Annotated in this window: 12 protein-coding genes; all 12 read left to right on the forward strand. The window is 64.7% G+C overall.

Going from position 1 to position 14,030, the window contains the following annotated elements; genetic code table 11:
• The first annotated feature begins 7 nt into the window (after nucleotides 1-7).
• Nucleotides 8-1,240 (forward strand): branched-chain amino acid ABC transporter substrate-binding protein, encoded by a 1,233-nt coding sequence (locus VLK31_RS08405; protein ID WP_409167916.1) that lies wholly within the window; start codon nucleotides 8-10, stop codon nucleotides 1,238-1,240.
• A 102-nt stretch (nucleotides 1,241-1,342) separates the two neighbouring features.
• Complete coding sequence (locus VLK31_RS08410) at nucleotides 1,343-2,296, forward strand: branched-chain amino acid ABC transporter permease (protein ID WP_409167917.1); 954 nt, start codon at nucleotides 1,343-1,345, stop codon at nucleotides 2,294-2,296.
• Nucleotides 2,297-2,300: 4 nt separating this feature from the next.
• Nucleotides 2,301-3,638, forward strand: coding sequence for a branched-chain amino acid ABC transporter permease (locus tag VLK31_RS08415; RefSeq protein ID WP_409167918.1), 1,338 nt, complete (start codon nucleotides 2,301-2,303; stop codon nucleotides 3,636-3,638).
• On the forward strand, nucleotides 3,635-4,405 hold the full coding sequence (locus tag VLK31_RS08420; RefSeq protein ID WP_409167919.1) for an ABC transporter ATP-binding protein: 771 nt from the start codon (nucleotides 3,635-3,637) through the stop codon (nucleotides 4,403-4,405). The genes VLK31_RS08415 and VLK31_RS08420 overlap by 4 nt, the downstream gene beginning before the upstream one ends.
• A 396-nt stretch (nucleotides 4,406-4,801) precedes the next feature.
• Nucleotides 4,802-5,497 carry an ABC transporter ATP-binding protein gene (locus tag VLK31_RS08425; protein ID WP_409167920.1) on the forward strand — a complete coding sequence of 232 codons (696 nt, stop codon included), beginning with the start codon at nucleotides 4,802-4,804 and terminating at the stop codon, nucleotides 5,495-5,497.
• A 148-nt stretch (nucleotides 5,498-5,645) separates the two neighbouring features.
• A complete protein-coding gene (locus VLK31_RS08430; protein WP_409167921.1) occupies nucleotides 5,646-7,751 on the forward strand; it encodes a 3-hydroxyacyl-CoA dehydrogenase NAD-binding domain-containing protein in 2,106 nt (701 codons plus the stop codon).
• A gap of 43 nt (nucleotides 7,752-7,794) precedes the next feature.
• On the forward strand, nucleotides 7,795-9,270 hold the full coding sequence (locus VLK31_RS08435; protein ID WP_409167922.1) for a M20 family peptidase: 1,476 nt from the start codon (nucleotides 7,795-7,797) through the stop codon (nucleotides 9,268-9,270).
• A 40-nt stretch (nucleotides 9,271-9,310) separates the two neighbouring features.
• Complete coding sequence (locus VLK31_RS08440; protein WP_409167923.1) at nucleotides 9,311-10,486, forward strand: acetyl-CoA C-acyltransferase; 1,176 nt, start codon at nucleotides 9,311-9,313, stop codon at nucleotides 10,484-10,486.
• 177 nt (nucleotides 10,487-10,663) lie between these two features.
• The gene (locus VLK31_RS08445) at nucleotides 10,664-12,571 is read left to right on the forward strand and encodes an acyl-CoA dehydrogenase (protein ID WP_409167924.1); all 1,908 of its coding nucleotides are present in this window, start codon (nucleotides 10,664-10,666) and stop codon (nucleotides 12,569-12,571) included.
• Nucleotides 12,571-12,840, forward strand: coding sequence for a hypothetical protein (locus VLK31_RS08450; RefSeq protein WP_409167925.1), 270 nt, complete (start codon nucleotides 12,571-12,573; stop codon nucleotides 12,838-12,840). Before VLK31_RS08445 ends, VLK31_RS08450 begins: the two co-directional genes overlap by 1 nt.
• Before the next feature lie 26 nt (nucleotides 12,841-12,866).
• On the forward strand, nucleotides 12,867-13,169 hold the full coding sequence (locus tag VLK31_RS08455; protein ID WP_409167926.1) for a Dabb family protein: 303 nt from the start codon (nucleotides 12,867-12,869) through the stop codon (nucleotides 13,167-13,169).
• A 49-nt stretch (nucleotides 13,170-13,218) separates the two neighbouring features.
• Entirely contained in the window at nucleotides 13,219-14,013 is a 795-nt protein-coding gene (locus VLK31_RS08460) for an SDR family oxidoreductase (protein ID WP_409167927.1), read from the forward strand.
• Nucleotides 14,014-14,030: the final 17 nt, after the last annotated feature.

Raw genomic sequence — 14,030 nt, forward strand, 5'->3', positions numbered from 1 at the left:
ATATAGATTGAAGTTCGCTCTGAAAATCGCAGCCGCAGCCGTCCTTGCGGCCACCGCCACCGGTGCCCTTGCCCAAAAGGGCGAAACCGTCAAGATCGCCTGGCTCGACCCGCTCTCCGGCCTGATGGCCGCGGTCGGCACCAACCAGCTCAAGACCTTCCAGTTCTTCGCTGAAGAGTTCAACAAGAAGAACGCCGCGGGCGTGAAGTTCGAGATCATCGGCATCGACAACAAGCTCAGCCCGCAGGAGACCACCAGCGCGCTGCGCTCGGCCCTGGACCAGGGCGCGCGCTACATCGTGCAGGGCAACGGCTCCGGTCCTGCGCTGGCCATCATCGATGCGCTGGAGAAGAACAACGCACGCAACCCCGGCAAGGAAGCGCTGTACCTGAACTACGCCGCGGTCGACCCCGAGCTGACCAACTCCAAGTGCAGCTACTGGCAGTTCCGCTTCGACGCCGACACGTCTATGAAGATGGAAGCGCTGACCACCTACATGAAGGACCAGCCGGAGATCAAGAAGGTCTACATCATTGGCCAGAACTATGCGCACGGCCAGCAGGTGTCCAAGTACGCCAAGGAAGACCTGAAGGTCAAGCGCCCCGACATCCAGATCGTGGGCGACGACCTGCATCCGCTGGCCCAGGTGCGCGACTTTGCACCGTACATCGCCAAGATCAAGGCATCGGGTGCCGACACCGTCATTACCGGCAACTGGGGCTCCGACCTCGCGCTGCTCATCAAGGCGGCCAACGACTCTGGCCTGAACGTCAAGTTCTACACCTACTACGCCGTGACCACCGGCACGCCGACGGCCATGGGCGCGGCCTCCGACGGCAAGGTGTACCAGGTGAGCTATGCCCACTACAACATGGGCGGCGACATGCAGAAGTACGCGGACGACTTCAAGAAGAAGTTCAACGACGACCTCTACACCACCGACGTGTACACCGTGTTCCAGGCGCTCACCGAGGCCTTCGTGAAGACCAAGTCGACCGACCCCGTGAAGGTGGCCGCCGCTATGGAAGGCATGAAGTTCAAGAGCTTCAACGGTGACGTCGAGTTGCGCAAGACCGACCACCAGCTGCAGCAGGGCCTGTACATCAGCAAGTGGGAAAAGGCCAGCGCGAAGTACCCGTACAGCCCCGAGAACACGGGCTACACCCTGGCCCCGGTGAAGTTCTACGACGCCTACGTGGCGAGCACGCCCACCTCCTGCCAGATGAAGCGGCCTTCCTGATCCGGGAACGCGAGAACGCGCAAAAGCGCAAAAGCGCCAAAGCGGTCGAGGCCCGACTTCAACACTCGGGCCTTTTTCTTTTTTTACCGACACGAAAGACCGATGAACGTCGAATTCTTCGTCATCTCGCTGCTCAACGGCGTGAGCTACGGCTTGCTGTTGTTCATGCTGAGCTCTGGCCTCACGCTGATCTTCAGCATGATGGGTGTGCTCAATTTTGCGCACGCCAGTTTCTACATGCTGGGCGCCTACTTCGCCTACACGATCTCGGGCGTGCTGGGCTTCTGGCCGGCGCTGTTCCTGGCGCCGCTGCTGGTGTTTGCCTTGGGCGCTGCCTTCGAGCGCTACTGCCTGCGCCGCGTGCACAAGTTCGGCCATGTGCCCGAGCTGCTGGTGACCTTCGGTCTCTCGTACCTCATCCTGGAGCTGGTGCAACTGGTGTGGGGCCGCTCCACGGTGCCCTACGGCCTGCCGCAGGCGCTGCAGGGCCCGCTCTTCACGCTCTACGGCACGCAGTTTCCCAAGTCGCGCTCGTTCATCATGCTGGTGGCGGTGCTGATGCTGGTGTCGGTGTGGCTGCTGCTCACGCGCACGCGCATCGGCCTGGTCATTCAGGCGGCGCTGAAGCACCCCGACATGGTCGAGGCGCTGGGCCACAACGTGCCGCGCGTGTTCATGCTGGTGTTCGGCGGCGGTGCCGCGCTGGCGGGGCTGGCGGGCGTGGTGGGTGGCAACACCTACGTCACCGAGCCGGCCATGGCGGGTTCGGTCGGCTCCATCATCTTCGTGGTGGTGGTGGTCGGCGGCATGGGCTCGCTGGCGGGGGCGTTCCTGGCCTCTTTGATCATCGGCGTGGTGCAGACCTTTGCCGTGGCCATGGACCAGTCGCTGGCCACCGGGCTGCAGGCGCTGGGCATGGCGGTGACGGAGCAGACCTTCGGCTACGAGCTGCTCAAGCTCACCATCTCGCAGGTCGCGCCCATCCTGCCGTACCTGTTTCTGGTGCTGATCCTCATCTTCCGACCCAAGGGTCTTCTTGGAACCCGGGAGGACTGACGCCATGACCACTGCAACCACCACCACGCCGGCCGTGCCGGCCAAGGCGCGCACCGGCTACTACCGCTTCAAGCCGCTGAACATCGGCCGCATCCTGACCTGGTCGCTGTTCGCGCTGCTGCTGGTCGTGGCGCCGTTGCTCTTCAAGAGCAGCCTGGCGCTGACCATGCTGTCGCAGATCGGCTACCTGATCATCATCTGCCTGAGCTACAACATCCTGCTGGGGCAGGGCGGCATGCTGAGCTTTGGGCATGCGGTGTATGTGGGGCTGGGCTCGTTCATTGCCATTCATGCAATGAACATGGCCAGCGCCGGCCAGCTGCCGATTCCGCTGGTGCTCATTCCGCTCGTGGGCGGGCTGGGCGGCCTGTTCTTTGCCGTTGTGTTCGGCTATGTGTCGACCAAGAAGTCGGGCACCACCTTTGCCATGATCACGCTCGGCCTGGGCGAGCTGGTCGCGGCCATGGCGCTGATGTTCCCGACCTTCTTCGGCGGCGAAGGCGGCATTACCACCAACCGCGTGTACGGCACCTCGTTCTTCGGCATCACCTTCGGGCCGCAGAACCAGGTGTACTACCTGATTGCGGTGTACTGCTTCATCTGCACGGCGCTGATGTTCGCCTTCACCGGCACCCCGCTGGGCCGCATGCTGAACGCGGTGCGCGACAACCCGGAGCGGGTGGAGTTCATTGGCTACAACACGCAGCGCGTGCGCTACTTCGCCTTCATCATCGCGGGCTTCTTTGCCGGCATTGGTGGCGGCCTGGCGGCCATCAACTTCGAGATCGTGAACGCGGCCGACAGCCTGAACGGGCTGCGCTCGGGCAGCTACCTGCTGTTCACCTTCCTGGGGGGCGCCACCTTCTTCTTCGGGCCGATCATCGGCGCGGCGTTGCTGGTGTTCGCGCTGGTGCTGCTGTCGGAGCTCAGCAAGGCTTGGCTGCTGTACGTGGGCCTGGTGTTTTTGCTGATGGTGATGTTCGCGCCTGGTGGCGTGGCCAGCCTGATCATGATGAACGTGCGCGTGGCGCTGTTCGGCAAGATCAAGCGCTTCTACCTGCTGTACGTGGGCCTGTTCATCGGCGCGGCCATCATGCTGGCCGGCGCGGCGGCCATCGTCGAGATGATCTATCACATGCAGCTGAACGCAGCGCTCGGCCCCATGGTGCCGTTCGCGGGCCTGCAGCTCGACACCTCGGCGCCCACGAGCTGGACGGTGGCGGTGGCCTTGCTGGCGGTGGGCCTGGCCATCTTCGAGGTGGTGCGCAGGCGCTTTGCCAAGGCATGGGGCCATGCACAGGAAGAAATTGAAGTCGAGATCAAGCGGCGGGAGACGGCATGACCTATTCACTCGAACTCAAGGGTCTGCGCAAGAGCTTCGGCAAGACCGACATCATTCGCGGGGTCGACCTGGCGGTGAACACGGGCGAGCGCATCGCCATCATCGGCCCGAACGGCGCGGGCAAGTCGACGCTGTTCAACCTGATCAGCGGGCGCCTGGCGCCCACCAGCGGCGAGGTGCTGCTGAACGGGCAGCGCATCGACGGCAAGCAGCCCTATGAAATCAACCGCATGGGGTTGTCGCGCAGCTTTCAGATCACCAACATCTTTCCGAAGCTGAGCGTGTTCGAGAACCTGCGCTGCGGGGTGCTGTGGAGCCTGGGCTACAAGTACACCTTTCTGCGTTTTCTGTCGAACCTGGACGACGCCAACGAGCGCACGGAAGAGCTGATCAAGCAGATCGGTCTGGAGAAGAAGCGCGACGTGTATGCGGTGAACCTCACATACGCCGAGCAGCGGGCACTCGAAATTGGCGTGACCATTGCGGGGGGCGCCAACGTCATCCTGCTGGACGAGCCGACGGCGGGCATGAGCAAGACGGAGACGTCGCACTTCATCTCGCTGATCAAGCATGTCACTGTCGGCAAGACGCTGTTGACTGTCGAGCACGACATGGGTGTTGTGTTTGGGCTGGCCGACAAGATTGCGGTGGTGGTTTACGGCGAGGTCATCGCCTTCGATACGCCTGCCGCGGTGCGCGCCAATGCGCGTGTGCAGGAGGCCTATCTGGGCTCTTCTGTTGCCGACGCGCAAGGGGCGGGGCATTGATGGCGGACTTTGGCGGTCGCGATTTTGGGAGCGCTGCTGGCCAGTTACGCGCTGCCGTTCAGGGCGTCGCCCACGCCGACGGGGTGCCTTGCTCCGCGAATGTCCCCCGCTTCGCTCCTCCTTTATTTCGCTGCGCAAGGCACCCCATCGGCGTGAGCGTTGTCAGAGCCTGGGTTGAACGGCGAGCACCCAGAGCGTGCCCCAGTGCACAGGGCGTCGGGTGCTCCCCGCAGCGAAATAAAGGGGGAGGCCGCAGGCCGGAGGACATTCGCGGAGGGGAGTACCCGGCGGCCTGTGCACGCGCCCTGAACAACCCCACGCTGAACAAAACAACCCCGAACAAAAGCGCCGACACAAAAGGCAACGAGCAACACAACGCGCGGCGGAGCCACTGACATGCTGAAGCTTCAAGACATCCACGCCTACTACGGCAAGAGCCATGTGCTGCATGGCGTTTCGTTCGACGTGAACCCCGGCGAAATCGTCGCGCTGCTGGGCCGCAACGGCTCCGGCCGCTCGACCACCGCCAAGGCCATCATGGGCCTGGTGCATGCCGAAGGCGGCCTGCACTGGAAGGGGCAAGACATCCTGCGCCGCAAGGCCTACGAAATTGCGCACTTCGGCATTGGGTACGTGCCCGAGAACCGCGACATCTTTCCCAAGCTCACGGTCCACCAGAACCTGCTGCTGGGACAGAAGGGCACCGGCAAAGGCAGCCGCTGGCAGTTCGACGACATGTACACCATGTTCCCGCGCCTGAAGGAACGCCAACACACCGAAGCCGGCGTGCTGTCGGGCGGCGAGCAGCAGATGCTCACGCTGTGCCGCACGCTCATGGGCGACCCCGACCTCATCATCATCGACGAGCCGACCGAAGGCCTCGCGCCCAAGATCGTCGAGCTGGTGGGGCAGTACCTGCGCACGCTGAAAGACAAGGGCATCTCGGTGCTGCTGATCGAGCAGAAGCTCACCATCGCGATGCAGATATCGGACCGCGCGCTCGTCATGGGCCACGGCAGCATCGTGTTCGACGGCACGCCCGACAGCCTGCGCGCCGACGCGACCACGCGCAAAGAGTGGCTCGAAGTCTGAGCCTGCGCAACACGGCCCCGAACGGTATCGGGGCCTTGTCCCCGCAGCGACTGCGTGCCATTGTTGCGTCGCGGCAAACGCCTAGAATCCCTCGAAAAAGAACACTCGTGCTTTTTCTTCTTTTTCTTCACACACCAAGGAACGCAGCATGACGGCTGAATACAAAGTGCTCGGCGATGTCGCCGTGATCACCATGACCAACCCGCCGGTCAACGGTCTCGGCTTCTCGACGCGCATCGGCATCACCGACGGCCTCGCCAAGGCCAATGCCGACGACGCCGTCAAGGCCATCGTCATCACCGGCGCCGGCAAGGCGTTCTCGGGTGGTGCGGACATCAAGGAGTTCGGCACGCCCAAGGCGCTGCAGGAGCCCAACCTGCTCAGCGTGATCCTCGCGCTCGAAGCCTCGCCCAAGCCCATCGTTGCCGCCATCCATTCGGTGTGCATGGGCGGTGGCCTGGAGCTGGCTCTGGGTTGCCACTACCGCATTGCCGCACCGGGCACCAGCATCGCGCTGCCCGAAGTCAAGCTGGGCCTCATCCCCGGCGCCGGCGGCACGCAGCGCCTGCCGCGCGTGCTGGGCGTGGAAACCGCACTGAACATGATCGTGAGCGGTGAGCCCGTGAAGAGCGAACTGCTCGCCAGCCTGCCCGGCCAGAAGCTGTTCGACCGCCTGGCCGCGTCGCCTGAATCGGTGTTCGAAGAAGCCGTGGCCTTCGCCAAGAGCGTGGGCGGCAAGACCGGTGAAGCGCTGCCGCTGGTGCGCAACCTGCCGTGCAAGCACCCGCAGGGCGATGCCTACTTTCAGTTCGCCAAGAACATGGTGGGCGGCATGTCGAAGAACTACCCGGCACCGCTGCAATGCGTGGACGCCGTGCAGGCCGCCACCACGATGAAGTTCGACGCCGGCATGGCCGAAGAACGCCGCATCTTCACCTCGCTGATGTTCACGCCCGAATCGCTGGCCCTGCGCCACCTGTTCATGGCAGAGCGCGCCGCCAGCAAGATCCCCGACGTGGCCGACGACACGCCCAAGCGCGACATCAAGGCCGTGGGCGTCATCGGTGCCGGCACCATGGGCGGCGGCATCTCGATGAACTTTTTGAACGCGGGCATTCCCGTGAAGATCCTCGAGATGAAGCAGGACGCGCTCGACCGCGGCGTGGCCACCATCAAGAAGAACTACGAAGCCCAGGTGAAGAAGGGCAAGCTCAAGCAGGACAAGTACGAGCAACGCATGGCGCTGTTGAGCACCACGCTGAGCTACGACGACCTGAAGGACGCCGACCTGATCATCGAAGCCGTGTTCGAAGAACTCGGCGTGAAGGAAAAGGTGTTCAAGGAGCTCGACCGCGTCGCCAAGAAGGGCGCGATTCTGGCCTCGAACACCTCCACGCTGGACGTCGACAAGATCGCCGCGTTCACCGAGCGTCCGCAGGACGTGGTCGGCATGCACTTCTTCAGCCCCGCCAACGTGATGAAGCTGCTTGAAGTGGTGCGCGGCAAGGCCACGGGCAAGGACGTGCTGGCCACGGTCATGGCCATTGGCAAGAAGATCAAGAAGACGGCAGTGGTCTCGGGCGTGTGCGATGGCTTCATCGGCAACCGCATGATCGAGCAGTACTCGCGCCAGGCAGGCTTTCTGCTGGACGAAGGCGCCACGCCGCAGCAGGTCGACAAGGCGGTCGAGAAGTTCGGCTTTGCCATGGGCCCGTTCCGCATGGGCGACCTGGCCGGCAACGACATTGGCTGGGCGATTCGCAAGCGCCGCGCCACCGAGCGCGCCGACATGAAGTACAGCCGCACGGCCGACAAGCTCTGCGAGCTGGGCCGCTTCGGTCAGAAGACCGGGGCAGGGTGGTACGACTACCAGGCCGGCAAGCGCGACGCGATTCCGTCGGAGCTGGTCAACAAGATGATCGAAGACCACCGCAAGGAACTGGGCATCACGCCGCGCAAGATTTCCGATGAAGAAATCGTGCAGCGCCTGGTGTATGCGCTGGTCAACGAAGGCGCGCACATTCTGGAGGACGGCATTGCGTCCAAGTCGGGCGACATCGACATGGTGTACCTCACCGGCTACGGCTTCCCGATCTGGCGCGGCGGCCCGATGCACTACGCATCGCAAGTCGGCCTGTACAACGTGGCCGAGACGATGAAGCGCTTTGCCAAGAACCCGCGCGACGACGCCGAGTTCTGGCAGCCCGCGCCGCTGATCCAGAAGCTGGTGGCCGAAGGCAAGTCCTTCAGCTGAGACCGGACCCGGAACAGGACTTGGACCGAGACAGAGACCGCCCATGTTGAAACGCATTTTCCTCGGGCTGCTGCTGGCCATCGTGCTGCTGGTGGCCGCGGTGGCGGTCAAGACCTGGACCACGCCTTCGCAGCAACTCGCGGTGGCGCCCGCACCCAAGCTGAACATCGACCTGGAGGCCGCCGCCAAGCGGCTCTCCACGGCGATCACGTTCCGTACGGTGTCGGGGCTGGACGATCCGGCCGCCAACGCGGCCGAGTTCGACAAGCTGCACGCCTATCTGACGCAGCAGTTCCCCAAGGTGCACGCCACCCTGAAGAAGGAAGTGGTCGGCAACAAGGCGCTGCTCTACACCTGGGCCGGCACCGATCCCGCGGCCAAGCCCATTGCGCTGATGGCGCACCAGGACATGGTGCCCATCGCCCCCGGCACCGAGAAGGCCTGGACGGTCGACCCCTTCGCGGGCGAGATCAAGGACGGCTTCGTCTGGGGCCGCGGCACGCTCGACAACAAGAGCAATCTTTTCGCGCAGATGGAAGCCATCGAGCTGCTCATCGGCGCCGGCTTCAAGCCGAAGCAAACCGTCTACCTTGTGATGGGCGACGACGAAGAGGTGAGCGGCCTGCGCGGTGCGCTGCCCATTGCCGAGCTGCTCAAGTCGCGCAACGTACGGCTGGACTGGGTGCTCGACGAAGGCCTGCTGGTGCTCGACGGCGTGCTGCCGGGCCTGAGCAAACCCGCGGCCCTCATCGGCCTGGCGGAGAAGGGCTACGGCACCTTCTTTCTGTCGCTCGACACGGCCCCCGGCCATTCGTCGATGCCTCCGCTGCACAGCGCCATCGGCAGCATGAGCACGGCGCTCGCACGGCTCGAAGCCAACCCCATGCCCGGCGCCATCAAGGGCGTGGCCGGCCAGATGTTCGGCGCGCTCGCGCCCGAGATGAGCGGCGTCAACCGCGTGATGCTGTCCAACCTGTGGCTCACCGAGCCGCTGGTGCGTGGCCAGCTCGAGAAGAGCCCGAGCAGCAACGCCATGCTGCGCACGACCACCGCGCTGACCATTGTTCGCGCCGGCAACAAGGACAACGTGCTGCCCGGCCGCGCCGAGGCCGCCGTCAACTTCCGCATCCTGCCGGGCGACTCCATCGACAGCGTCGAGGCGCACCTGCGAAAGACGCTGGCCAACGACGAGATCAAGATCAAGCGCTACCCGGGCAACTCCGAGCCCTCGCCGGTGTCGCCGACCGACAGCACCGGCTACCGCGCCATCCAGCAGGCGGTGCGCCAGTCGTTCCCCGATGTGGTCGTGGCACCCGGCCTCATGACCGCCGCCACCGATTCGCGCCACTTCAGCATCGTGAGCGACGCCGTCTTCCGCTTCTCGCCGTTCCGCATGAAGAGCGAAGACCTCGCGCGCTTTCACGGCAACAACGAACGCCTGGCCATCTCGAACTACGGCGAGATGATCGGCTTCTATCACCAGCTCCTGAGCAACACCAACGCTGCTCCGGCGCCATGACAACCCCCTCTTTTCCCTTCCATCTTCAAAGGACCTCACCATGACCAGCGCCGTCATCGTTTCCACCGCCCGCACGCCGCTCGCGAAGAGCTGGAAGGGTGCCTTCAACATGACGCACGGCGCCACGCTCGGCGGCCACGCGGTGCAGCACGCGGTGCAGCGCGCCGGCATCGACCCTGCCTCGGTGGACGACGTCATCATGGGTTGCGCCACGCCCGAAGGCGCCACCGGCTCCAACATTGCGCGCCAGATCGCGCTGCGCGCCGGGCTACCGATCACCACGTCGGGCATGACCATCAACCGTTTCTGCTCGTCGGGCCTGCAGACCATTGCCACCGCCGCCCAGCGCATCATTGCGGGCGAGGGCGACGTGTATGTGGCCGGCGGCGTCGAGAGCATCTCGTGCGTGCAGAACGAAGCCAACAAGCACATGCTGGCCGACCCGTGGCTCGTGAAGCACAAGCCCGAGATCTACTGGAACATGCTGCAAACGGCCGAGCAGGTCGCCAAGCGCTACAACATCGGCCGTGACGCCATGGACGAATACGGCGCGATGAGCCAGCAGAAAGCCACTGCCGCGCTTGAAGCCGGCCGCTTCAAGGAAGAGATTGCCCCCATCACCGTGCTGGCCGGCGTGGCCGACCCGGTGCTGGGCCTGCGCACCAAGGAAGTGACCATCGAGAACGACGAAGGCATCCGCGCCGGCACCACCAAGGAAGGCATCAGCGGCATTCGCTCGGCCATGCCCGGCGGCCTGATCTCGGCCGGCAACGCCAGCCAGTTCTCCGACGGCGGCGGCGCCTGCGTGGTGGTCGACGAAAAGTACGCGCAGCAGAAGGGCCTGAAGCCCATCGGCCGTTTCCTCGGCTTTGCAGTGGCCGGTTGCGAGCCTGACGAAATGGGCATCGGCCCGGTCTTCGCAATTCCGAAAGTGCTCAAGCGCCTGGGCCTCACGGTCAACGACATCGACCTGTGGGAGCTGAACGAAGCCTTTGCCGTGCAGGTGATCTACTGCCGCGACAAGCTGGGCATTCCGGCCGACCGCCTGAACGTGGACGGCGGCGCCATCGCCGTGGGCCACCCCTACGGCGTGAGCGGCCAGCGCCTCACGGGCCACGCGCTCATCGAAGGCAAGCGCCGTGGCGCCAAGCGTGTGGTGGTGACGATGTGCATCGGCGGCGGCATGGGTGCCGCGGGCGTGTTCGAGGTGCTCTGAGCTTCTCCCTGAGCCGCTGAAATCGGACTTCCGAACGCAGAAGTCGCAAAGGTTACGCAGAAGTCGCAGAAGAGAAACCAGAATTTCATTGGTTTCTCTCTGCGACTTTTTTGCGCAGTTTTCGTATCTCTTGCGCGTTTGGGCGTCCTGGCCCGATCCCGTTCCTCTGGAAAAAACATGAGCCTGCGTTCCACCCTCGACTTTCTGCTCTACGACTGGCTCGATGCCGAGTCGCTCAACCAGCGCGAACGCTTTGCCGACCACTCGCGCGAAACCTTCGACGCGGTGCTCGACACCTGCGAGCGCATCGCGCGTGAAAAGTACGCGCCGTTCAACCGCACGGTGGACACGCGGGAGCCGCATTTCGACGGCGAGAAGGTCATCCTGCCGCAGGCCACGCACGACGCGCACAAGGCCTTCGTCGATTCGGGAATGATGAGCGCCGCGCAGGACTACGACATTGGCGGCATGCAGCTGCCCTACACGCTCTCGGCCGCGGCCAACAGTTTCTTTGCGATGGCTTCGGTGAGCATCGGCTCTAACATGCTCACCAGCGGCAACGCCAACCTGCTGATGGTGCATGGCACCGACATGCAGAAAGAGGTGTTCGCCAAGAACGAGTTTTCGGGCCGCTGGGCCGGCACCATGTGCCTGTCGGAGCCGCAGGCGGGTTCGTCGCTGAGCGACGTGGCCACGCGCGCCGTGCCCGATGGCGACGACTTTCAGGCCGACCCGCTCGGCCCGCGCTACCGGCTCACGGGCAACAAGATGTGGATCTCGTCGGGCGACCACGAGCTGACCGAGAACATCGTGCACATCGTGCTGGCCAAGATTCCCGACGAGAACGGCAAGCTGGTGCCGGGCACGCGCGGCATCTCGCTGTTCATCGTGCCGAAATGGCTGGTGAATGTGCAGAGCCCTCACCCCGGCCCTCTCCCGCGCGCGGGAGAGGGAGCGAGCGGCAGCGTGACAGTCACGCTGGGCAGCAGGAACGATGTGGCGTTGGCGGGCCTGAACCACAAGCTCGGCTGGCGCGGCACCACCAACACGCTGCTGAACTTCGGCGAGGGCAAGTACCCCGTCGGCGGCAAGGCCGGCGCGGTGGGCTACCTGGTGGGCGAGGTCGGCAAGGGCCTGCACTGCATGTTCCACATGATGAACGAGGCGCGCATCGGCGTGGGCACGGCCGCCACCATGCTGGGCATGGCGGGCTACCACGCGTCGCTGGACTACGCCAGGAGCCGCCCGCAGGGCCGGCTGGTGAAGAAGCCGCAGGCGGCGGGCGCCGCGGTGGTGAAGGACTCGGCCGCGCCGCAGGTGCGCATCATCGAACACGCCGACGTGCGCCGCATGCTGCTCGCGCAAAAGGCGTACTGCGAAGGCGCGCTGGCGCTGGAGCTTTACTGCGCGCGGCTGGTCGACGAGCAGAAGACCGGCAATGTGCAGGACGCGGACGACGCGCGCCTGCTGCTGGAGGTGCTCACGCCCATTGCCAAGAGCTGGCCCAGCGAGTGGTGCCTGGAGGCCAATTCGCTGGCCATTCAGGTGCACGGCGGCTACGGCTACACGCGCGACTTTCCGGTGGAGCAGTACTGGCGCGACAACCGCCTGAACATGATTCACGAGGGCACGCACGGCATCCAGGCGGCCGACCTGCTGGGGCGCAAGGTGCTGATGGAAAAGGGCCGCGGCCTGCAACTGCTGGCCGCTCGCATGACCGACACCATCACACGCGCCACCCCGGTGCCGGCGCTGGCCGCGCATGCCAAGGCGCTGGGCGCCGCGCTGCAGCGCATCGGCAGCGCCACCGAGGCCGCCTGGTCCACCGGCGACCCGGCGGACGCGCTGGCCAATGCGGTGCCGTACATGCAGGCCTTCGGCCACACGGTGCTGGCCTGGATCTGGCTCGACGTGGCACAGCGCGCGCTGGTGCTGGACGGTGAAAAGGCGAGGGCGGTAACAGCTGGCAAGATTGGCGCCACGGACTATTTCTTCCACTACGAGCTGCCGAAAATCGGTGCCTGGCTCCAAGTGGTCGAAACCCGCGACCCGACCTGTACCGCTTTGCCCGAGGACGCCTTTTGATGGCCATCAACAATCCGCCTGACTCCAACCCAAACCCGAACCCAAGTTCCGGCAGCACGCCGCCTGTCGCCAAGCCGCCCAAGCCGCATGCACGGCTCGAGAAGTGGATCTGGATCCTGATCTACGGCGGCCTGTTCGTCTTCATCCTGGGCATCGCCACCGCCCGCACCGACGCCACGCTCGGCTGGACGATTGCCACGCCCGGCGGCATCGTCGCCCTCGTGGGCTTCGCGCTGATCTACGTGCGCTCGCGGCTGCCGAACAAGTAAGCCCAACGAAGCAAAGAAGGCCCGCCATGCTCAAGCACATCGTGATGTGGAAGTTCAAGGAACATGCCGAAGGCGCCGACAGGGCCACCAACCTGCGCAAGGCCAAGGCCTTGCTCGATGCGTGCGCCAAGCTGTCGCCCGGCACGCACCGCTTCGAGGTGGCCATTGCCCAGCCCGGGCTGGAGGCTACCTACGACCTGGTGCTGTACTCGGAATTCACCGACGCCGCCGCACTGGCTGCCTATGCGGACCATCCGCAGCATGTGGCGCTGAAGCCTTTCATCGGCGCCGTGCGCGAAGCCCGCCAGTGCATGGACTACGAGATCTGACAGCCCAAATAACCAGATACCCCGACAACCCGACACCCGGAGACAACGCATGACCCCCCGCACCGTTCAAAAGCTGTTCGACCTCACCGGCAAGACCGCCCTCATCACCGGTGGCTCGCGCGGCCTGGGCCTGCAGATGGCCCATGCGCTGGGCGAAGCCGGCGCCAGGATCATGCTGAGCTCACGCAAGGCCGAAGACCTGGAGCAGGCCGCCGCCGAGCTGCAGGCCGCGGGCATCGACGCGCGCTGGATCGCCGCCGACTGCGCCAAGGAAGAAGACACCCGCCGCCTGGCTGACGAAACGCTGGAGCGCATGGGCGCGGTCGACATCCTCATCAACAACGCGGGCGCGAGCTGGGGTGCACCGGCCGAGAGCCACCCGGTCGAGGCGTGGGACAAGGTAATGAACCTGAATGTGCGCGGCTATTTCATCCTGGCCCAGCACGTCGCCAACGGCTACATGATTCCGAAGAAGACGGGCCGCATCATCAACATTGCGTCGATCGCGGGCCTGAACGGCAACGGCCCGGCCATGCAGACGCTGGCCTACAACACGTCGAAGACGGCGGTGATCGGTTTCACGAAGACGCTGGCCGCCGAATGGGGCAAGTACGGCATCAACGTGAATGCGATCTGCCCGGGCTTCTTCATGACCAAGATGGCCGCGGGCCTGATCAAGTCGCTCGGCGAGGACAAGATGGCCGCTGCTGCGCCGTTGGGCCGCCTGGGCGACGAGGAAGACCTGAAGGGCATCACGCTGCTGTACGCGAGCGACGCCGGCAAGCACATCACGGGTCAGTGGATGGCTGTGGACGGTGGGGTCAGCGTGGTGCTTGGGGCCTGAGTGGGCCTGCGTTTGTT

Origin of the sequence: Variovorax sp. H27-G14 (assembly GCF_046156345.1) — a bacterium.
GTDB lineage: Bacteria > Pseudomonadota > Gammaproteobacteria > Burkholderiales > Burkholderiaceae_C > Variovorax.

Coding starts and splice junctions, on each gene's coding strand:
- VLK31_RS08415 (WP_409167918.1), top strand. CDS start 2,301: ATGACCACTGCAACCACCACCACGCCGGCCGTGCCGGCCAAGGCGCGC.
- VLK31_RS08460 (WP_409167927.1), top strand. CDS start 13,219: ATGACCCCCCGCACCGTTCAAAAGCTGTTCGACCTCACCGGCAAGACC.
- VLK31_RS08420 (WP_409167919.1), top strand. CDS start 3,635: ATGACCTATTCACTCGAACTCAAGGGTCTGCGCAAGAGCTTCGGCAAG.
- VLK31_RS08425 (WP_409167920.1), top strand. CDS start 4,802: ATGCTGAAGCTTCAAGACATCCACGCCTACTACGGCAAGAGCCATGTG.
- VLK31_RS08430 (WP_409167921.1), top strand. CDS start 5,646: ATGACGGCTGAATACAAAGTGCTCGGCGATGTCGCCGTGATCACCATG.
- VLK31_RS08410 (WP_409167917.1), top strand. CDS start 1,343: ATGAACGTCGAATTCTTCGTCATCTCGCTGCTCAACGGCGTGAGCTAC.
- VLK31_RS08440 (WP_409167923.1), top strand. CDS start 9,311: ATGACCAGCGCCGTCATCGTTTCCACCGCCCGCACGCCGCTCGCGAAG.
- VLK31_RS08435 (WP_409167922.1), top strand. CDS start 7,795: ATGTTGAAACGCATTTTCCTCGGGCTGCTGCTGGCCATCGTGCTGCTG.
- VLK31_RS08445 (WP_409167924.1), top strand. CDS start 10,664: ATGAGCCTGCGTTCCACCCTCGACTTTCTGCTCTACGACTGGCTCGAT.
- VLK31_RS08455 (WP_409167926.1), top strand. CDS start 12,867: ATGCTCAAGCACATCGTGATGTGGAAGTTCAAGGAACATGCCGAAGGC.
- VLK31_RS08450 (WP_409167925.1), top strand. CDS start 12,571: ATGGCCATCAACAATCCGCCTGACTCCAACCCAAACCCGAACCCAAGT.